This window comes from Kutzneria viridogrisea DSM 43870 (assembly GCF_000525635.1).
GTDB classification, from domain to species: Bacteria; Actinomycetota; Actinomycetes; order Mycobacteriales; family Pseudonocardiaceae; genus Kutzneria; species Kutzneria viridogrisea.
In genome coordinates, this window is the sequence record NZ_CP007155.1 from 636,313 (window position 1) to 656,081 (window position 19,769).

The window sequence follows — 19,769 nt, forward strand, 5'->3', positions numbered from 1 at the left end:
GCGATCTGCACCGCGGCGCTCGTGCTGGCCGACTCCCGGTTCCCCGGCGGCGGGCACGCGCACTCGGGCGGGATCGAGGAGGTCGCCGCGCGCGGGATGTTGCGTGACGAAAGGGATCTGCGCTCGTTCCTGGTCGGACGGCTGCGGTCCGCGGGGTTGGTCGCGGCGGTTTTCGCCGCTGCCGCAACGGATCTGACCCGGGACTGGACCGAACTGGACGTGGAGTTCGACGCGCGCACGCCCTCGCCCGCGCAACGTGCCGCCTCGCGGGCACAGGGCCGCAGCACGCTGCGCGCCGGGCGGGCGGCCTGGCCCTCGCCCGCGCTGGACAAGCTCGTCGCCGAGGTTCCCGCCCCGCACCACGCCGTCACGGTCGGCGCGCTGATCGGTGCGGCCGGTGGCACGCCCGCCGAGGCCGCGCACTGCGCCGGGTACCTGGCCGTCAGCGGACCGGCTAGCGCGGCGGTCCGGCTGCTGGGTCTCGACCCGTTCGCGGTCAACGCCGTGGTCGCCGGGCTGGCGCCGGAACTGGCCGCTGTCACCGAGTTGGCCGAGCGCGGTCATGCCTTGCCCGCCGGGGAACTGCCCGCGCCGAGCTCGCCCGCGCTCGACCTGTTCGCCGAGTCCCACGAACGGATCCACCGCCAGGAGGTGCGTCTCTTTGTCAGCTGACCACGACCACCCGGTCAACTTCGACCCGACCTCGACCGGTCACGACCCGCACCACGCGCACGACATCGCCGACCGCGCGTTCCGCATCGGCATCGGCGGACCGGTGGGCAGCGGCAAGACCGCGCTGGTGGCGGCGCTGTGCCGCGCACTGGGCGGCGAGCTGGAACTGGCCGTGGTGACCAACGACATCTACACCACCGAGGACGCCGACTTCCTGCGCCGGGCCGGGGTGCTGGACCCCGAGCGGGTCGAGGCGGTGCAGACCGGCTGCTGCCCGCACACCGCGATCCGCGACGACATCAGCGCCAACCTGGACGCGGTGGAACGCCTGGAGCAGCGGTTCCGGGGGCTCAAGCTGGTGATCATCGAGAGCGGCGGGGACAACCTCACCGCCACGTTCAGCCGGGGACTGGTGGACCGGCAGGTGTTCGTGGTGGACGTGGCCGGTGGCGACAAGGTGCCGCGCAAGGGCGGGCCGGGGGTCACCACCGCCGACCTGCTGGTGATCAACAAGATCGACCTGGCCGAGCTGGTCGGCGCGGACATGGCGGTGATGGTGTCCGACGCGCACCGGATGCGCGGGCACCGGCTGCCGGTGATCACCCAGTCGCTGACGGCCACGCCCGAGGCCCCCGAGGTGTCGGACTGGGTGCGCAAGCAGCTGGCGGGGCAGCACGGGTGAAGGCCAGCGCGCGGCTGGTGGTCGAGGCCGACCCGGCCGGTCGCACGACCGTCCGCGAACTGGCCTCGGCCTCGCCGCTGACCCTGCTGCCGCAGCGGGGCCGGGTGCGCCGCGCGGGCGAGCCGGCGGTGGTGCACCTGGTCAGCTCGGCCACCGCCCCGCTCGGCGGGGACGACCTGCACCTTTCAGTGCTGGTCGGCCCCGGCGCGGCGCTGCGGCTGAGCGGTGTGGCGGCCAGCCTGGCCCTGCCGGGGCACCGCGGCGAGCCGAGCCGGTACACCGTGCACATCGAGGTGGCCGAGGGCGGGGCCGTCCAGTACCTGCCGGAGCCCACCGTGATCACGGCGCGGGCCTGGCACAGTGCGCGGTTGACGGTGAACCTGGCAGCCACTGCCCGAGTCCGCTGCCGCGAGGTGCTCGTGCTCGGCCGCAGCGGGGAACGGGCGGGGCGGTTCACCGGCGAGTCGCACGTGCTTCGAGACGGCACCGCACTACTGCGTCAGCGAATCGAGATCGGTGACGAGGAACTGTTCCGCAGTGCCGCGTATTTGGCCGGTCGGCGGGTGCTGGCAACCGAGACCGTGGTGTGGGGTGCCGATCCGGAGAATGCGCTCAGCTCGGACTGGTGGTCCCTGCAGCCGATGGCCCGGGGTGGATCACTGGCAACGGCGCTCGCCGAGGACGCTGTCGCCGCCGAGCAGGGGCTACGGGCCGCGCTGACCGGTCATCCGGGGCTGGCCGCGCAAGCCCCCGATTGAGTTGCGTCACCTTTCTGATTCGATCCCTGATTCGATTCGGAACCCCAGCGTGGTGAAACCGAGTTGTGGATCACGATTCCGGGTGGTGGGCATCACCTCGCAGGCGGTTCCGGTTCCCGCGCAAACCCCGTACGGTCCACCGAACACGGTGGTGCCACGAGTGCCCCGATGCTCCTTGCGCTCTCTGTGCTGTTCTAGGAGGTCGTCAATGCCGGATGCCCAGTCCAACGTCGCGCTACCCGCGATGCGCGTGTCCTACGAACAGGGGTCGCTGGAGGAGAAGTTGCTCGCCGCCACCTGGCACGAGCAGTTGGCGCTGTGGCTGGACGAGGCGATCCGGGCCGGTGCGCCCGAGCCCAACGCCATGGTGCTGGCCACCGCGGACACGCAGGGCCGACCGTCCTCGCGCACCGTGCTGGCCAAGGGCCTGGACGAGCGCGGGCTGGTGTTCTACACCAACTACACCTCGAACAAGAGCCACGACCTGATCGCCACCCGCTACGCCTCGGCCACCTTCCCGTGGCTGGTCATGCAGCGGCAGGCCACCGTGCGCGGCACCGTGGAGAAGGTCAGCGCCGCGGAGACCGCCGCGTACTGGAACAGCCGCCCGCGCGGCTCGCAGCTGGGTGCCTGGGCCTCCCCGCAGTCCCGCGTGGTCAACGACCGCACGGTGCTGGAGAGCGCGCTGGCCAACATCCAGCGGCAGTTCGCCGACGCCGAGCGAGTACCGGTGCCCCCGCACTGGGGTGGCTGGCGCATCCGCCCGGAGAGCGTGGAGTTCTGGCAGGGCCGCCAGGACCGCATGCACGACCGGCTCTGCTACCGCCTCGGGCGCGACGGTTGGACGGTCAACCGTCTCGCGCCGTAGGTGCATGAGTCGAAACTGGACCCCCCAAACGGGTTATTTGTTGTTCTAAACTAACGGATCGTGACCGCAGAGACCTCTGATCCCGCAGCTCCGACCGCCGAGCCCGCCCGATCCAGAGGCGGGTTGTTGGCGAAGGTGGTGCTGGACACCCGGCCACTGCGGATCCCGGCCTACCGGCGGCTCTGGCTGTCGACCGTGGTCACCGCGATCGGCAGCCAGCTCACCGCCGTTGCCGTGCCCAAGCAGGTCTACGACCTGACCAAGTCCTCGGCCTACGTGGGCCTGGCCGGGGCGGTGGCCCTCGTGCCGCTGCTGGTGTTCGGCCTGTGGGGCGGGGCCATCGCCGACGCGGTGGACCGGCGCAAGCTGCTGATCGTCACCAACGTGGGCATCTGCGTGACCTCGGTATTGCTGTGGGTGCAGGCCGCGGTCGGCCTCGGCTCGGTCTCCGTCGTGCTGGCGCTGCTCGGCCTGCAACAGGTGTTCTTCGCGGTCAACATGCCCACCCGCAGCGCCTCCATCGCCCGCCTGGTGCCCGCTGAGCTGCTGCCCTCCGCGGGCGCGCTCGGCTCCACCGTCATGCAGTTCGGTGCCGTGATCGGCCCGATGCTGGCCGGGGTGCTGATCCCCGTGCTCGGCCTGTCCACCCTGTACCTGATCGACGCCGTGGCGCTGACCGCCGCGCTGTGGTCGGTGTGGATGCTGCCCTCGCTGCCCCCGCTTGGTGGGGCGAGCCGCAAGGTGGGCCTGCGCGCCGTGGTGGACGGGTTCCGCTACATCGCCACGCAGAGCGTGCTGCTGGCCTCCTTCCTCGCCGACATCGTGGCCATGGTGTTCGGCATGCCCCGCGCGCTGTTCCCGGAGATGGCCGAGCAGACCTTCCACGACCCCGCGGGCGGCGGCAACGCCCTGGGCTGGTTGTTCGCGGCCATCCCGATCGGCGCACTGGTGTGCGGCCTGCTCTCCGGCTGGCTCTCCCGGGTCGGCAGGCACGGCGTGGCGGTGGCCGCCTCGGTCTGCGTCTGGGGCCTGGCCGTCGCCGGGTTCGGGATGAGCACCTCGCTGTGGGCCGCCGTGGGCTTCCTCGCGCTGGCCGGTGCCGCCGACATGGTGAGCATGGTGTTCCGCGGCGCGATCCTCCAGTCCGCGGCCACCGACGAGATGCGCGGCCGCATGCAGGGCGTGTTCACCGTGGTCGTCGCGGGCGGCCCCAGGCTGGCCGACGTGCTGCACGGCACGGTGGGCGCCGCGCTGACCCCGGCCGCGGCGGTCACCGGTGGCGGGGTGGCCGTGGTCGTGATCATCGTGATCGCGGTGCTGGCCCTGCCCGCGTTCTGGCGCTACCGGGCGCCGGTGGGCTGAGCCGGGCGGCTTCCAGGCGGCGAGTCCCGGGCTGCTGCACGTGAGTCCCGTTCACAGGACGGTGAGTCCCGGTCTGAGGGGCGTGAGTCCCGGGCTGTTGCACGTGAGTCCCGCTCTGGGGGTGGCGAGTCCCTGGCTGGGGAGCGTGAGTCCCGGTCACAGGGGCGCGAGTCCCGCTCTCCGGTGGGTGAGTCCCGTTCACGGGACGGTGAGTCCCGTTTTCGTGGGTTGTTGCTCGGGTCGCCCGCTGGACTGATGCGGGCTCTCCCGAGCGGGCACGGTCATCAGTACTGGATGCTGTGCCCGCTTCGCTCTTGGCGCCCCTCCGGGGCGCGGCGTCTTCGCTTGGGTCCGGTCTCTTCCCTTGTCCGAAGATGATCACTGGACAGATGTGATCATCTTTGGCCTGCGGTCCAGAGACCGGCGCGAAGACGCGGGACCGGCGCGAAGACGCGGGGCGCGGGGTGGGCGAAGCTGGGGGCGGGACTCGCGTGCAGGTGGGCGGGACTCGGCGTCGGCTGGGCGGGACTCGGGCTTCCCCGGGCGGGACTCGTGGGGTGGTTAGGCGACGCGGGGGGCCAGGCCGCGGGCGAGGGTGTCCACCAGGGCTGCGGCGTACTGGCCGTGCGGGTCCAGGTCGGGGTCGAACACGGTGACCTCCACGCCCATGCAGCCCGGGGCCACGGTCAGCCCGGTCAGCAGTTCGGCCAGCTCCGCGTGCTCCAGGCCACCGGGGTCGGGCGCGTCCACCGCGGGCATCACCGAGGGGTCGAGGATGTCCACGTCCAGGTGCACCCAGAACCCGTCCAGCTCGTCCAGCCTGCGCCGCGCCCACTCCGCCGACTCGGCGGCCCCGGCCTCGCGGATGCCCGCCGCCGTGCGGTGCGCGATGCCCAGCCCGGACAGCTCGGCCCGGTCCTCGTCCTCCTCGCGGATGCCCAGCACCACCACGTCGGCGTCCTCGAACAGGCGGCAGGCCACGTCGGCCTGACCGCGCCCGGTGGCCAGCGCCAGGTCCTCGCCCGCGGCCGAGCCGATCGCCGTGGAGTTGCCCGGGTGGCGGAAGTCGCTGTGCCCGTCGAGGAAGGCCAGCCCGTAGCGGCGGTTCTCCCGTTCCGCCCGGTGCCGCAGCGCCCGGCCGGTGCCCAGCAGGATGCTGCAGTCCCCGCCGAGGACCAGCGGGAAGGTGTGGTCCAGCAGCTTGTCCAGCCGCTGCGCCAACTGCTGGGAGTAGGCGTTGATCGCCGCCGCCTGACGCACCCCGTCACCGGGCTGCCAGCCCGACACGTCGTAGCGCGGGGCGGTCAGCTCACCCGCGTCGTGTGCCGCCAGCCTGCCCAGCAGCCCAGCGCCGCGCAGGGCCGCGGGGGCCTTGGCGCAGCCCGGCTCGAAGCCCGGAGCGGGTGGGCGCAGGCCCAGGTTCGTCGGTGCGTCGAGAACGGTGATTGCCACTCCTCCCACCCTAGGTACGCCGGTCGGGTGACGGGTGACCGTAGCGAACCTGGCTTCGATCGGTGAGCCGATCGTTACTCCTGACACCGGATGCCGCCATCCGGCCGTCACGGACGCCGCCGACTGGCTACGGTGTCACGCGTGCTGAGCGTTCGTGGCCTGACCAAGGTGTACGCCGGTCGTCCCGTGGTCGACCAGGTCGGTTTCGACCTGCAACCCGGAACCGTCACCGCCTTCCTCGGGCCCAACGGTGCGGGCAAGTCGACCACCCTGCGGATGATCTGCGGGCTGACCCCGCCCACGGCGGGCGGTGCGCTGGTCGGCGGGCGGCCGTTCACCGCATGGCCGAACCCGTGCTACGCGGTGGGCGCCCTGCTGGACGCCTCGGCCACGCACCCCGGCCGGACCGGGCGCGGGCAGTTGCAGATGGCGGTCAACCTGACCGGCCTGCCCGCGCGCCGCGTGGACGAGGTGCTCGACATGGTCGGCATGACCCAGTACGCCAACCGCAAGATCGGCACGTACAGCCTCGGCATGCGCCAGCGCATCGCACTGGCCCACGCCCTGCTGGCCGACCCGCCGCTGTTGCTGCTCGACGAGCCGATCAACGGCCTGGACCCCGACGGCATCCGGGCGATCCGCGCGCTGATGAAGATGCACGCCGCGCGCGGGGGCTCGGTGCTGGTGTCCAGCCACCTGCTGTCCGAAGTGGACCAGACCGCGGACCGGGTGCTGGTGATCAACGCGGGCCGGATCGTGGCGGACGGGCCGGTGTCCATGCTCACCGCGCCCACCCACCGCTGCCTGGTCCGCGCCAAGGACATGGCCAAGCTGGCCGAGGTGCTGTCCTGGCAGGAGATCGCCGTGCAGCCGCAGCCGACCGGCTTCCTGCTCGCCGACGCGACCGTGGACCGGGTCTCCGAGGTGACCTTCGCCGCGGGCATCCCGCTGCTGGGGCTGCGCGAGGAGGAACGCAACCTGGAAGAGATGTACTTCCAGCTCACCGAGGGAGTCCACCAGTGACCGGCCCGTACCCGCCACCGCCCGGCCACAACACCGGCCCGTATCCCACGGGCGGTTACGTGGTTCCCGGCCAGGGCCCGGTGCCCGACATCTCGGCCCCGCAGAACGTGCCGAGCGGCCCGTACCCCACCGGCGGCTACGTGGTTCCCGGCCAGGCCCCGGTACCGGACATCTCCGCCCCGCAGAACGTGCCGACCGGCCCCTACCCGGCGCCCACCGGTACCGGGCCGTACCCGGTGCCCCCGCAGGACCCGGCCGCGGCCCCGCCCGGCGGCTGGAGCTACGGGCCGCCCCCCGGGGTCCGCCCGGACCTGCTGAACACCCCGATCGGGCAAGCCGGTGCGCTGGCCAACTCCGACTGGCAGGCCAAGGCGAGCCGGGGCGCGTCCTTCCCGGTGCTGGTGCTCGCCGAGTTGCGCAAGCTGGTCGGCACCTTCTCCGACCGCCTGATCATCGCGCTGTCCCCGCTGCTGCTGGTCGGCGTCACCCTGCTCGGCGTGCAGCTCAGCGTCACCCTGGGCCCGTCATCGGCGGCCAGTCAGCTGCTCGGCCTGTTGATCGCGGTCGAGGCCGGTCACCTGATGGTGCACACCACGATCATCAAGACGATGTGCGGGGAGTGGCACTACCGCAGCATCCAGCTGACCCTGTTGCTGCAACCCCGGCGGCTGCGCTTCGCCGCCGCGCAGGTCAGCATGCTGGGCCTGGTCTGGATCGCGCTGACCGTGCTTCAGTTCCTGGTGTTCTACCCGATCGCCACCTCGTGGATCGGGCACACCGACTTCCAGCTCTACCTGGACCAGCGCATGGGCTGGGTGTTCGGGCTGACCGCGCTGGGCACCCTGCTGAGCCTGCTGTTCTGCCTGGTCGTCACGTACCTGATGCCCAACCCCACGGCGGCGGTGACGGTCTACTTCCTCGGCAAGTTCGGGGTCGGGCTGTTCCTGGCCAACCCGATACTGAACTACATCAACCCGTACGCGGCGCTGAACCTGGCCACCGGTTCCAGCGACGACGTGCTGGCCGCGTGCACCGGCACCGCCCTGTGGATCGCCCTGCTGTGGCTGGGCATCGGCGTCAACCAGCGGCGGGACGCGCGCTGAGGCTCAGCCGACCCGGCTGCCGCCGCCGGGGTCGAGCTTGCTCAGCAGGGCCGTGGCGTACTTCTCCGCCGAGGCGCAGGTCTGCCTGAACTCGGTGGTCTCGGTCCCGGTGTAGGTCAGCGTCAGCGGGACCGGGGCCCCGGTGTCGATCGCCAGGTTGCACTTGCGCGGGCTGGACCGGTAGGTCTCGTTGTACTTGTCCGGGTACTCCACCGCGTAGTACGTGCCCTGGAGGATGAACCGGCGGAAACCGCCCAGGGAGGACGTGGCCGCGGGGTCGGAGGTCTCGCTCGCCCGCGAGCGCCAGTAGTCCCCGAACGGCTTGTGGGCCGAGGCCACCTGCAACTGCGCGTCGCGGGTGTAGATCGAGCAGGTCTTGCCGCTGCTGTCGGTGGACGGCTTCTCGTACTTGTCCAGGGTCATGCCGATCTGCACCAGGAAGTCCCTGGTGACCGGCCCGCAGCCGCCGTCGGCGGGCAGCACCGGGTTCCGGTTGGTCATGAACACCGTGGTGTCGTAGGGGATGACGTCCTCCGACAGGGTGGCCGCCTTGCCCGGCTCCGCGGCCGGCTGACCTGGTGCACCGCAGCCGGTCAGCGCCGCGGCGGCGAGCCCGACGACCAGCAGGTCCCGCTTGCGCATGGGGGCATTCCACCACATCACGGGTCGGTCCCGAGGTCGACTCGGGCAAGCTCGCGCCCGTATCGCGGCCCCGCCACTACCTCTAAGCTCGCACGCGTGAGCGGCCCCACCGGTGCACAGTTCGAGATCACCTACGGCACGGCCCGGGCGGTGGTCACCGGGATCGGCGCCGGTCTGCGCGTGTTCGAGGTGGCCGGCCAGCCGTACGTGGAGACCTTCGCGGAGTCCGAGGCGCCGCCGATGGGCAGCGGCAACGTGCTCGCGCCCTGGCCCAACCGGGTGGCGGGCGGGCGCTGGCGGTTCGACGGGGCCGAGCAGCAGCTGGAGCTGACCGAGCCCGCGCGGGGCAACGCCAGCCACGGCCTGGTCCGCAAGGTGCCGTGGCAGGTGATCACCCACACCGGATCGCTCATCTCGCTGGGAGTGGAGGTGGGCGTGCAGCCGGGCTGGCCGGTGCCGCTGCGCGTGACGATCAGCTACGCGCTGGACGCGCACGGGCTCACCGTGACCCACGGGGTGCACAACATCGGGGACCGCGCCGTGCCCTTCGGCATCGGCACGCACCCGTACGTGCGGGCGGGGGCCAGCGCCACCGACGACTGCACGCTGCGCCTGGCCGCGACCACCAGCCTGCCGCTGGACCCGGAGTCGATGGTGCCCTGCGGGCCGCAGGTCGGGCTCAGTCGCACCGAGGTGGACTTCCGCCGCCCACGCTCGCTGCGCGGGGAGCGCCTGGACCACGCGTTCGGCGGCTGCGTGCCCGGGGCCGACGGGCTGGTCCGGCACCGGCTCACCGGCCCGAAGACCGCCGTGGAGCTGTGGGCCGACCCGGACTTCCGCTGGGTGCAGGTCTACACCCCCGACGAGTTCCCCGGCCGGGGCCGTGCCGTGGCGATCGAGCCGATGACCTGCCCGCCGGACGCGCTGAACTCCGGCATCGACCTGATCACGCTCGCCCCGGGCGACGCGTGGTCGGGCCGCTGGGGGCTGATTCCGCGCTAGTGCCGCGCCGTGCGCAGCGTGGCCTTGTGCGCCCGGTTCGCGGCCATGAGGTGGTCGAGCGCGTCCAGGGTGCAGAGCAGGTCGTCGATGTGCGCGGACAGCCGGTCGCGTTCCTGTGCCATCCGCTCCAGCGCGGCGTCGGAGTTCTCCTCGCTGGGCGAGTCGACGCAGGGCAGCAGTTGGAGGATGGTGCTGCTGGACAGGCCCGCGGCGTACAGCCGCTGGATGAACGCGACCCGTTCGACCTCCTCGACCGTGTAGTGCCGCTGCCCGCTGGGGCTGCGGGTGCTGGTGAGCAGCCGCTGCTCCTCGTAGTAGCGCAGGGACCGGACGCTGACCCCGGTTCGGGTCGCCAACTCCCCGATGCGCACCGCACCCTCCCGTGTGTGACCCGCGGCACAAGGCTTTGCCTCTGACATGGATGTCAGGTTTTAGCGTAGCCGGCATGACAAGCCTTTTCGACAGCTACCGGCTCGGCGACCTGACCCTGCCCAACCGGGTCGTGATGGCCCCGATGACCCGGGTCCGGGCCACCGCTGAGGGCCTGGCGACCCCGTCGATGGCCACCTACTACGCCCAGCGCGCGACGGCCGGGTTGATCGTGACCGAGGGGGTGCAGCCCAACGTGGTCGGGCAGTCCAACCCGGGCACGCCGGGGCTGCACACCGAGGAGCAGGTCGCCGCGTGGCGCCCGGTGACCGCGGCCGTGCACGCCAACGGCGGACGCGTCTTCGCCCAGCTCATGCACGGCGGACGGGTCTCGCACCCCGACACCACCGGCCTGCAGCCGGTCGGGCCCTCAGCCGTGCCCGCCGTCGGTGACGTGTTCACCCCGACCGGGCCCCAGCCCGTGCCGGTGCCGCGCGCCCTGGACCTCGCTGAAGTGCCCGAGCAGGCCCAGTCCTACGCCCAGGCCGCCCGCCGTGCCGTCGACGCAGGGTTCGACGGGGTCGAACTGCACGGCGCCAACGGCTACCTGATCTCGCAGTTCCTGTCCTCGAACGCCAACCTGCGCACGGATCGCTACGGCGGCTCGGTGCCCAACCGGATCCGGTTCGCCGTCGAGGCGGTGTCCGCGACGGTCGAGGCCGTCGGCGGCGCCAGGACCGGCATCCGGCTCTCCCCTGGCGCGAACTTCTGGGGCGTCGAGGAGACCGAGGTCCTGGAGCTGTACACCGAGCTGCTGTCCGAGCTGGCCCGCCTGGACCTGGCGTACGTCCACCTCGAAGCCACCACCGGGGACGAGACGCTGCTGGCCCTGCGCCACGTGTGGCCGGGCACCCTCGTCATGAACCCGGTCTACCCGATGGGGGCGAAGGTCACCGGTCGGTCCGATGCGGATCGCTGGCTCGAACTGGGCGCCGATCTCATCAGCTTCGGCCGCGCCTTCATCGCCAACCCCGACCTCGTCGAGCGGCTGCGCACCGGCCTGCCCATCGCCCCCTTCGACGAGGCCACCTACTACCAGGGCGGGGACGCGGGCTACCTGACCTACCCGGCTTACCAGCACACGGCCTGAGCTAGTGCCGCGCGGGCAAAGCCTTTAGCGTTGCGAACCATGACGCTGGCCATCACAGGTGGATACGTGGTTCCGGTCGAGGGCGATCCCATCGACGGCGGAACGGTGCTGATCTCCGAGGGCAGGATCATCGCGGTCGGCCCGGACGCCGACGTGGACGTGCCCGAGGACGCCGAGGTCGTGGACGCGGCCGGGTCCTGGGTGCTGCCCGGCTTCGTCGAGTCGCACGGACACCTGGGGGTGTGCGAGGAGGCCGAGGGCTGGGCGGGCGAGGACACCAACGAGATGACCGACCCCAACGGGGCCCGGCTGCGTGCCCTGGACGCGATCAACCCGGCGGACCTGGCCTTCGCCGACGCCCTGTCCGGCGGGGTGACCACGGTGGTGATCAAGCCTGGTTCCGGCAACCCCATCGGTGGGCAGACCGTCGCGGTCAAGTGCTGGGGCCGCACCGTGGACGAGATGCTGCTGCGCGAGCCGGTCAGCGTGAAGAGCGCGCTGGGCGAGAACCCCAAGCGGGTGTACGGCAACAAGGACAAGACCCCGTCCACCCGCCAGGGCGTGGCCGCGATCATCCGCGACGCCTTCACCAAGGCCCAGGACTACAAGGCCAAGCGCGAGCACGCGGCGGCGGAGAACAAGCCGTTCGACCGGGACCCCACGCTGGAGGTGCTGGTCCGGGTGCTCGACGGCGAGCTGCCCTGGTGCCAGCACACCCACCGCGCCGACGACATCGCCACCGCCATGCGGCTGGCCGAGGAGTTCGGCTACCGGCTGGTGATCAACCACGGCACCGAGGCGCACCTGCTCGCCGACCTGATCGCCGAGCGCGGCCACCCGGTGATCATCGGGCCGCTGTTCACCAGCCGGTCCAAGGTGGAGCTGCGGCACCGCTCGCTGCGCAACCCCGGCATCCTGGCCAGGGCCGGGGTGGACCTGGCGATCATGACCGACCACCCGGTGGTGCCGATCCACTTCCTGGTGCACCAGGCGACCCTGGCGGTCAAGGAGGGCCTGGACAGCGAGACCGCGCTGAAGGCGATCACCAGCAACCCCGCCCGCATCATGGGCCTGGACGACCGGGTCGGCGCCCTCAAGCCCGGCCTGGACGCGGACATCGTGCTCTGGAGCGATGATCCTCTCAACGTCATGTCCCGCGCCCTGCGTGTGTGGATCGGCGGGCGCGAGGTCTACACCTACGACGAGCACACCGGCGAGGGCGTCACCGCGAACCCGTACCACCGCGACCGCTGACCCACGGAGCGCAAACACGCCGTACCGGAAGCGCCGACACGCGGTATCGGAAGCGCCGACACGCGGGGGACAGCGCGTGTCGGCGCTTCGCGTACCGCGTGTCGGACGTTCCCGTGCGGTGTGTTTGCGCTTCCGGTACGCCTCAGCGGGCGAGCTGGCGCGCGATGACCATGCGCTGGATCTGGTTGGTGCCCTCGAAGATCTGCAACACCTTGGCCTCGCGCATGTACCGCTCCACCGGGAAGTCCCGCGTGTAGCCCGCGCCGCCCAGCACCTGCACGGCGTCGGTGGTCACCTTCATCGCGGCGTCGGTCGCCACCAGCTTGGCGATCGAGGCCTGCCTGCTGAACGGCAGCCCGCGGTCCCGGCGGCGGGCCGCCTCCAGGTAGGTGGCCCGCGCGGACTCCACGGCCGCGGCCATGTCCGCCAGCAGGAACTCCATGCCCTGGAACTGGATGATCGGCTTGCCGAACTGCTTGCGCTCCTTGGCATAGCGCACGGCCTCGTCCAGCGCGGCCTGGGCCAGACCCACGGCGCAGGCCGCGATGCCCAGCCGGCCGGAGTCCAGCGCGGACAGCGCGATGCGCAGACCGCTGCCCTCCTCGCCGATCCGCCTGCCGACCGGCACGCGCAGCCCCTCCAGCCGCAGCTGCGCCACCGGTGAGCTGGTCAGCCCCATGGTGCGCTCGCGCGGGGCCGCGGACAGGCCCTCGCTGTTCCCGGGCACGAGCAGGCAGGAGACCTCGTCCTCGCCGGTCTTGGTCATCATCGTGTAGAAGTCGGCGACCCCGGCGTGCGTGATCCACGCCTTGGTGCCGTTGACCACGTAGTCCTCGCCCTCGCGCACGGCACGGGTGGTCATGCCCGCCGGGTCGGAACCCGCCTGCGGCTCGGACAGGGCGTAGGCCCCGAGCAGCTCCCCGCCGATCATGTCCGGTAGCCAGCTCTCCCGCTGCTGCTCGGTGCCGAAGGTGGCCAGCGCGTAGCAGGACATCACGTGCACCGACATGCCCTCGGCCACGGTCAGCCAGCTCGCGGCGATCTCCTCCAGCACCTGGAGGTACACCTCGTAGGGCTGTTCGCCACCGCCCCACCGCTCCGGGTAGGGCAGCCCGAGCAGCCCGCTCTTGCCCAGTACTCGGAACGCCTCGCGCGGGAAGCGGGACTCCGCCTCCCAGTTCGAGGCGTGCGGCGCGAGCTCTTGCTGGCAGATCTCCCTGACCAGCGACAACAGGTCCTCGGCCTCGGTGGTGGGCAGCATCCGCTCGGCGGGCATCGTGTGCTCCTGGGGCTGGCAGGGGCGGGTTCGGTACGGAAAACAGTACTCTGGGACGTACTCCAGTACTACTTTTTCGTGCCGGGAGTCATACCGCAGCCCGGGTGCGGTGTGGTTACCTGCTCAGGTGCTGAGTGAGCGTTCCGTCCGCCGACCGCCCACGGCCCGCCAGGCTGAGCTGCTCGACCGGCTGGAGGAGCTGTTCCTCGCCGAGGGCTTCGCCACCTTCACCCTGGACGAACTGGCCGCCCGGCTGCGCTGCTCCAAGTCCACCCTGTACGCGCTGGCCCCCAGCAAGGAACAGCTGTCGGTGCAGGTGGTCGGCCACTTCTTCAAGAAGGCCACGGCACGCATCGAGCAGCGCATCGCCGACCTGCCCGACGTGCGTGAGCGCATCGGCGGCTACCTGACCGCCGCCGCCGACGAGCTGCGCCCGGCCACCCGCGAGTTCATCGCCGACATCGCCGCCTTCCCGCCCGCCCGCGCCACCTACGAGCTCAACGCCAGGGCCGCCGCCGCGCGGATCCGCGAGCTGATCGCGGAGGGCGTGCGGCTGGGCGAGTTCCAGGACGTGCACGTCGCGCTGGTGTCCGAAATGGTCGGTCTCACCATCGAGAACATCCACCTGGGCACGATCGCCAAGCGAACCGGGCTCTCGGACGCGGAAGCGTTTGCGGCCCTGTCCCGGTTCCTGCTCAGCGGGCTGGCGCCCAAGCGCTGAGACCAGGTTCAATGTCCCGACCGTCGCGGTCGAGTGGCCGGATGACAACGTTGACGAGGGAGTAGCTCGTGATCGTGGTGGCTGGTGAGGGCCTGGTCGACCTGGTGCCGTCCGGGACCGGTGACGGCGCGCTGCTGCCGCGCCTGGGCGGCGGTCCGTACAACGTGGCCATCGCGGCGGGCAGGCTCGGCGTGCCGGTGTCCTTCCTGTCCCGGATCTCCACCGACGCCTTCGGCGATGCCCTGGTCGAGCGGCTGACCGAGTCCGGGGTGGGCCTGGGCCTGGTGCAGCGCGGTCCCGAGCCGACCACGCTGGCCGTGGTGACCCTGGCCGCTGACGGCTCGGCCCGGTATGGCTTCTACGTCGAGGGCACCGCCGACCGGCTGGTCGCCGACCCCGGGCCGCTGCCCGCCGAGGCCGCCGCCCTGTCCTTCGGCACGCTGTCGATGGTGCTGGAACCGGGCGCCAGCGCGTACGAGTCGGTGCTGCGCCGGGAGTCCGCGCGCGGGCTGCTCACCGCACTGGACCCCAACGTGCGGCCCGTGCTGATCCCCGACGCCGAGGCGTACCGCAAGCGTTTCCAGACCTGGCTGCCGCACGTGGGGCTGCTCAAGGTGTCCGTGGAGGACGCCCGCTGGCTGGCGGGCCTGGACGAGGACGCCGACGTGCTGCCGCACCTGCGGGCCTGGCAGCAGGCGGGTCCGGCTGCGATCGTGCTCACCAGGGGCGGCGAGGGGCTGGCCGCGCTCACCGGACAGGGTGAGCTGGTGGAGGTGCCGCCGGTGCGGGTCACCGTGGCCGACACCATCGGGGCGGGCGACACCGTGCAGGGCGCGGTGCTGGCCTGGCTGCACCAGCACGGCGCGCTCTCGGCGCGGGCGGTGCGCGAGCTGAATGCCGAACAATGGCGCGCGGCCCTGGCGTATGCCGGGGCCGCGGCCGCAATCACCGTGTCCAGGGCTGGGGCCGAACCTCCCTATGCCGCTGAATTGGTCCGGGGTGAAGCCTGATCACCAGCAGTGGTGGTGCCACCACCAGGTGCCGAGGGAGACGCCGAGTCCCAATCCGAGCACGATCATTTCGAACCTCCGCGTTGTGAGCGAAAATCCTTCGTTTACGGCCGTGGCTCAAAATTACGTTGTGCATTCGTGTTTGGGGTTGCCCGATGGTGTGGATCTTCGGCTACCTGACGCATCGGTAACCCTTTCGGGTGCTTCAAGATGCACGAGAACGGACCAGTGTGTTGGGCTGATCGGCTGAACCTGAGGGTGACCGTGCGGCTGTGGGGTCGATAGGGGTGGATCGGCGTGGCGTCCGCGTGGTGGCGCACGCCACGGTGACCACCTGATCGGGTCAGCCGCCGGGGGCGAAGCGGCCTCGACATGGTGTGATACCTGTCCCATCGCACGCGGTAGCACGCACGCCGCGCTGTGCGCGGGGCCGACTGGCCACTAGCGTGGCAGCCGACAGGACCCCAACGGGGCGGTGCTGCGGTGCGGTAACCCCGGTTCCGTGTGCTCGCGTGATCCACTCGGCTTCACGAGCCTAGCGGCGCCCCGTCCGAGCGTGAGAGGGACATTAATGCCCGACGCGACGACTGCGCCGAATTCTTCACCCCGTACCGTCGCGCTGCGCCATGAGGGCGGAGAGCACGAGATGCAGGTGTCCGTCCCCACTGAGGGCGCACCCGGCATAGATCTCGGGAAACTGCTTGCGAAAACCGGGATGGTAACCCTCGATCCCGGTTTCGTGAACACGGCCTCCTGCTCCTCCTCGATCACCTACATCGACGGTGACGCAGGAATTCTGCGTTACCGCGGATATCCGATCGAGCAGTTGGCCGAGCGGTCGAACTTCATCGAGGTCTCCTACCTGCTGATCTACGGCGAGCTGCCGACGCAGGCACAGGTGGAGGACTTCAGCCAGAAGATCAGCAGGCACACCCTGCTGCACGAGGACCTCAAGCGGTTCTTCGACGGCTTCCCGCGCGACGCACACCCCATGCCCGTGCTGTCCTCGGCGGTGTCCGCACTGTCGACCTTCTACCAGGACAGCCTGAACCCGTTCGACGACCACCAGGTCGAGATGTCCACCATCCGCCTGCTGGCCAAGCTGCCGACGATAGCGGCCTACGCCTACAAGAAGTCGGTCGGCCAGCCGTTCCTCTACCCGGACAACTCGCTCGGCCTGGTGGAGAACTTCCTGCGGATGACCTTCGGCTTCCCCGCCGAGCCCTACGACCTGGACCCGGACCTGGTCCGCGCGCTGGACCTGCTGTTCATCCTGCACGCCGACCACGAGCAGAACTGCTCCACCTCCACGGTCCGGCTGGTCGGCTCCTCGGAGGCGAACCTGTTCGCCAGCATCTCCGCGGGCATCAACGCCCTGTTCGGCCCGCTGCACGGCGGCGCCAACAGCGCGGTGCTGGAGATGCTGGAGAAGATCCGCCAGGAGGGCGGTGACGTCGAGGCCTTCGTGCGCAAGGTGAAGAACAAGGAGGACGGCGTCCGCCTGATGGGCTTCGGGCACCGGGTCTACAAGAACTACGACCCGCGCGCGGCGATCATCAAGAAGACCGCCGACGAGATCCTCGGCAAGCTGGGCGGCGACGACCAGCTGCTGGACATCGCCAAGAAGCTGGAGGAGACGGCGCTGGCCGACGACTACTTCGTCGAGCGCAAGCTGTACCCCAACGTCGACTTCTACACCGGCCTGATCTACCGCGCGATGGGCTTCCCCACCCGGATGTTCACCGTGCTGTTCGCGCTGGGCAGGCTGCCCGGCTGGATCGCGCACTGGCGCGAGATGATGAAGGACCCGGCCACCAAGATCGGCCGTCCGCGTCAGCTCTACGTCGGCCCCGCCTCGCGGGACTTCGTCGCCATCGACGAACGCTGAATCGATCGCTGAACCGTTACTGATCACCGCCCCGGGCCTGCCGACCGCCAACGGCAGCATCCCGGGGCGGACCCGTGTCCAGGGTTCGGCACGCCCCACACCCGCGAGTCCCGGCCTCCAGTGCGCGAGTCCCGGTCTGGGGGCGTGAGTCCCGCTTACTGGTGCGCGAGTCCCGGTCTCCTGCACGCGAGTCCCGTTCACAGGACGGTGTGTCCCGCGCTCCTGCGCGCGAGTCCCGGTCTGAGGGGCGTGAGTCCCGCGCTCCGGTGGGTGAGTCCCGTTCTGGGGTGGGTGAGTCCCGTTTTCGTGGGTTGTTGCTCGGGTCGCCCGCTGGACTGATGCGGGCTCTCCCGAGCGGGCGTGGGTGTCGGCTGGGGACGGCTGTGCCCGCTTCGCTCTTGGCGCCCCTCCGGGGCGCGGCGTCCTCGCTTGGGTCCGGTCTCTTCCCTTGTCTCAGTTCGCCCGCTGAAAAGACGCGGCCGAACTGAGCCGGCGGTCCAGAGACCGGCGCGAAGACGCGGGACCGGCGCGAAGACGCGGGGCGCGGGGTGGGGGAGTGAGGTGGGCGGGACTCGTGCGCCAGAGAGCGGGACTCGCCGAACCCTGGGCGGGACTCGTGGGCCTGTGGGCGGGACTCGCGGCGGGTTAGTCCTCGCGGTGGGGGTAGGCGAGGGCCACGCTGATCAGGGCGGGGCCCAGCCAGGGGGTGAGGGCGGGGCCGAACGGGGTGGTGAGCAGGCCCAGCAGGGTCACGGCGGTGAAGGCGGCGGTGCAGGCGAGCCGGGGGCGGGTCATCAGGCGCGGGCCCACGCTGCGGGCCGCGGACAGGCTGCACAGCGGCACGGCGATCAGCGCGAGCACCGGCAGGGCGGGTGCGAGGACCACGAGCGGCCACTGGGGCACGGGGAAGCCGCCGATCCGGGCGAGGTCGGTGAACCGCTCGACCGTGCTGTGCGGGTCCAGGTAGAACGAGCCGTTCCGCACCGTGATCAGGTACGTGAAGGCCGCGCTCACCAGAGTGCCGAACAAGCCGAGCACCAGGCCGATCGGGGACGCGGTGTACCGCGTGCGCCGGTTGGACAGCGCCACCACCTTTTTGAGCCACCTCCCCGTTGTGCGGGCCGTGCCTGATCACCGTAGCGTCGAATTCCATGACCCCGCCGTCAGTGCTCTGGTTCCGCCGCGACCTGCGCCTGTCCGACCACGCCGCCCTGCTGGCCGCCGCCGAGTCCCCGCGCGTGCTGGCCCTGTTCGTGCTGGACGAGGCGCTGCTCAAGCCCGCGGGCGAGCCGAGGCGGGTCTTCCTGTACGGCTGCCTGCGCGAGCTGGACGAGGCCATCGGCGGGCGGCTGCTGGTGCGGCACGGGGACCCGGCGAAGGTGGTGCCGGAGGTGGCCGCCGAGATCGGGGCGGGCAGCGTGCACGTCTCCGCCGACACGGCCCCGTACGGTCGGGCGCGCGACGAGCGAGTGCGGAAAGCGTTGGGGGACATCGACTTCGTGCGGACCGGCTCGCCGTATGCGGTGACCCCGGGCCGGGTCCGCAAGGGGGACGGCACGCCGTACCGGGTGTTCACCCCGTTCCGCAAGGCGTGGCTGGAGCACGGCTGGCGGCGCCCCGCCGACACCGGGCCGGACACGGCCAAGTGGGTGGACCCGCGTTCACTCGACCAAGTGAAGATCCCCGAGCTGCGCGTGGACAAGGACGTGGTGGCGGCCGGGGAGCGGGCCGCGCTCGACGCGTGGCGGGACTTCCTGGACGGGCCGCTGCCCGACTACGCCACCGACCGGGACCGGCCCGACCGGGCTGGCACCAGCTGGATGGCGGCCTACCTGCGGTGGGGCTGCGTGCACCCGCGCACCCTGCTGGCCGACCTCGCGCCCAAGCGCAGCGAGGGCTCGCAGGTGTTCCGCTCCGAACTGGCCTGGCGCGAGTTCTACGCGGACGTGCTGTGGCACCGGCCGGAGACGGCGCGGCGCAACTACGACGAGCGCTTCGACAGGATGGAGCACGACACCGGCAAGGAGGCCGACCGGCGGTTCGCGGACTGGTGCGCGGGCCGTACCGGCTACCCGATCGTGGACGCGGGCATGCGCCAGCTGCTGGCCGAGGGCTGGATGCACAACCGGGTGCGGATGATCGTGGCCAGTTTCCTGGTCAAGGACCTGCACGTGCCGTGGTGGTTGGGGGCACGGCACTTCATGCGCCACCTGGTGGACGGCGACCTCGCCTCCAACCAGCACAACTGGCAGTGGGTGGCCGGGTGCGGCACGGACGCGGCCCCGTACTTCCGGATCTTCAACCCGGTGACGCAGGGCGAGAAGTTCGATCCAGACGGGGCCTACGTGCGCCGGTACGTGCCCGAACTCGCTGGGGTGCAAGGAAAGCGCGCGCACCGGCCGTGGGAGCTGCCCGCCGGACCGCCGCAGGGCTATCCCGCGCCGATCGTGGACCACGCGCACGAGCGGCAGGTCTCGCTGGCGCGCTACTCGGCGGTCAAGGGCTGATGGGGCCGGTCCTCCCCTCGTGGACCGGCC

The 19,769-nt window shown here is 71.3% G+C and carries 19 protein-coding genes; 14 read left to right on the forward strand and 5 right to left on the reverse strand.

The genetic code is table 11. From position 1 onward, the window contains the following. The first annotated feature begins 3 nt into the window (after positions 1-3). The 5 genes from KALB_RS03055 (at position 4) to KALB_RS03075 (ending at position 4,342) form a co-directional block, all read left to right on the forward strand. Positions 4-672, forward strand: a complete 669-nt coding sequence (locus KALB_RS03055; protein ID WP_025354256.1) for an urease accessory protein UreF — start codon at positions 4-6, stop codon at positions 670-672. Then, positions 662-1,354 (forward strand): urease accessory protein UreG, encoded by a 693-nt coding sequence (gene ureG / locus KALB_RS03060; RefSeq protein WP_025354257.1) that lies wholly within the window; start codon positions 662-664, stop codon positions 1,352-1,354. Before KALB_RS03055 ends, ureG begins: the two co-directional genes overlap by 11 nt. Then, positions 1,351-2,112, forward strand: a complete 762-nt coding sequence (locus KALB_RS03065; RefSeq protein WP_025354258.1) for an urease accessory protein UreD — start codon at positions 1,351-1,353, stop codon at positions 2,110-2,112. Before ureG ends, KALB_RS03065 begins: the two co-directional genes overlap by 4 nt. A 208-nt stretch (positions 2,113-2,320) precedes the next feature. Then, a complete protein-coding gene (gene pdxH, locus KALB_RS03070; RefSeq protein ID WP_025354259.1) occupies positions 2,321-2,980 on the forward strand; it encodes a pyridoxamine 5'-phosphate oxidase in 660 nt (219 codons plus the stop codon). Positions 2,981-3,103: 123 nt separating this feature from the next. Beyond that, positions 3,104-4,342, forward strand: coding sequence for an MFS transporter (locus KALB_RS03075; protein WP_030109574.1), 1,239 nt, complete (start codon positions 3,104-3,106; stop codon positions 4,340-4,342). Between the two features lie 561 nt (positions 4,343-4,903). Here KALB_RS03075 and KALB_RS03080 read toward each other — a convergent pair. Next, positions 4,904-5,794 carry an arginase family protein gene (locus KALB_RS03080; protein WP_035970132.1) on the reverse strand — a complete coding sequence of 297 codons (891 nt, stop codon included), beginning with the start codon at positions 5,792-5,794 and terminating at the stop codon, positions 4,904-4,906. Between the two features lie 141 nt (positions 5,795-5,935). On the opposite strand from KALB_RS03080, the gene KALB_RS03085 reads away from it, so the two are divergent. Together KALB_RS03085 and KALB_RS03090 are read left to right on the forward strand one after the other, a co-directional pair. After that, complete coding sequence (locus KALB_RS03085) at positions 5,936-6,817, forward strand: ATP-binding cassette domain-containing protein (protein WP_025354261.1); 882 nt, start codon at positions 5,936-5,938, stop codon at positions 6,815-6,817. Next, positions 6,814-7,920: an ABC transporter permease gene (locus KALB_RS03090; protein WP_025354262.1), complete on the forward strand. Its 1,107-nt coding sequence runs from the start codon at positions 6,814-6,816 to the stop codon at positions 7,918-7,920. The genes KALB_RS03085 and KALB_RS03090 overlap by 4 nt, the downstream gene beginning before the upstream one ends. A gap of 3 nt (positions 7,921-7,923) precedes the next feature. Here KALB_RS03090 and KALB_RS03095 read toward each other — a convergent pair whose 3' ends face one another. Then, positions 7,924-8,562 (reverse strand): DUF3558 family protein, encoded by a 639-nt coding sequence (locus KALB_RS03095; RefSeq protein ID WP_025354263.1) that lies wholly within the window; start codon positions 8,560-8,562, stop codon positions 7,924-7,926. 96 nt (positions 8,563-8,658) lie between these two features. Between KALB_RS03095 and KALB_RS03100 the strand changes: the two genes are divergently transcribed. Next, complete coding sequence (locus KALB_RS03100; protein ID WP_025354264.1) at positions 8,659-9,564, forward strand: aldose 1-epimerase family protein; 906 nt, start codon at positions 8,659-8,661, stop codon at positions 9,562-9,564. On the opposite strand, the gene KALB_RS03105 is transcribed toward KALB_RS03100, so the two are convergent. Continuing rightward, positions 9,561-9,935, reverse strand: coding sequence for a MerR family transcriptional regulator (locus KALB_RS03105; RefSeq protein WP_025354265.1), 375 nt, complete (start codon positions 9,933-9,935; stop codon positions 9,561-9,563). The two genes, KALB_RS03100 and KALB_RS03105, sit on opposite strands and share 4 nt — an antisense overlap. 74 nt (positions 9,936-10,009) lie before the next feature. On the opposite strand from KALB_RS03105, the gene KALB_RS03110 reads away from it, so the two are divergent. Then, positions 10,010-11,083 carry an alkene reductase gene (locus tag KALB_RS03110; RefSeq protein WP_025354266.1) on the forward strand — a complete coding sequence of 358 codons (1,074 nt, stop codon included), beginning with the start codon at positions 10,010-10,012 and terminating at the stop codon, positions 11,081-11,083. Positions 11,084-11,122: 39 nt separating this feature from the next. Beyond that, the gene (locus tag KALB_RS03115; protein WP_025354267.1) at positions 11,123-12,337 is read left to right on the forward strand and encodes an amidohydrolase; all 1,215 of its coding nucleotides are present in this window, start codon (positions 11,123-11,125) and stop codon (positions 12,335-12,337) included. Between the two features lie 142 nt (positions 12,338-12,479). Here the strand turns inward: KALB_RS03115 and KALB_RS03120 are convergent, their stop codons facing one another. Further along, complete coding sequence (locus KALB_RS03120) at positions 12,480-13,613, reverse strand: acyl-CoA dehydrogenase family protein (protein WP_025354268.1); 1,134 nt, start codon at positions 13,611-13,613, stop codon at positions 12,480-12,482. A gap of 127 nt (positions 13,614-13,740) precedes the next feature. Between KALB_RS03120 and KALB_RS03125 the strand changes: the two genes are divergently transcribed. From KALB_RS03125 to KALB_RS03135, 3 genes are all read left to right on the forward strand, one after another. Continuing rightward, positions 13,741-14,334, forward strand: coding sequence for a TetR/AcrR family transcriptional regulator (locus tag KALB_RS03125; RefSeq protein WP_025354269.1), 594 nt, complete (start codon positions 13,741-13,743; stop codon positions 14,332-14,334). A 68-nt stretch (positions 14,335-14,402) separates the two neighbouring features. Then, on the forward strand, positions 14,403-15,344 hold the full coding sequence (locus tag KALB_RS03130) for a carbohydrate kinase family protein (RefSeq protein WP_025354270.1): 942 nt from the start codon (positions 14,403-14,405) through the stop codon (positions 15,342-15,344). Between the two features lie 571 nt (positions 15,345-15,915). Next, positions 15,916-17,232 carry a citrate synthase gene (locus KALB_RS03135; protein WP_042220170.1) on the forward strand — a complete coding sequence of 439 codons (1,317 nt, stop codon included), beginning with the start codon at positions 15,916-15,918 and terminating at the stop codon, positions 17,230-17,232. A gap of 645 nt (positions 17,233-17,877) precedes the next feature. On the opposite strand, the gene KALB_RS03140 is transcribed toward KALB_RS03135, so the two are convergent. Next, complete coding sequence (locus KALB_RS03140) at positions 17,878-18,324, reverse strand: hypothetical protein (protein WP_025354272.1); 447 nt, start codon at positions 18,322-18,324, stop codon at positions 17,878-17,880. A gap of 59 nt (positions 18,325-18,383) precedes the next feature. Between KALB_RS03140 and KALB_RS03145 the strand changes: the two genes are divergently transcribed. Continuing rightward, a complete protein-coding gene (locus tag KALB_RS03145; RefSeq protein ID WP_025354273.1) occupies positions 18,384-19,739 on the forward strand; it encodes a cryptochrome/photolyase family protein in 1,356 nt (451 codons plus the stop codon). Positions 19,740-19,769: the final 30 nt, after the last annotated feature.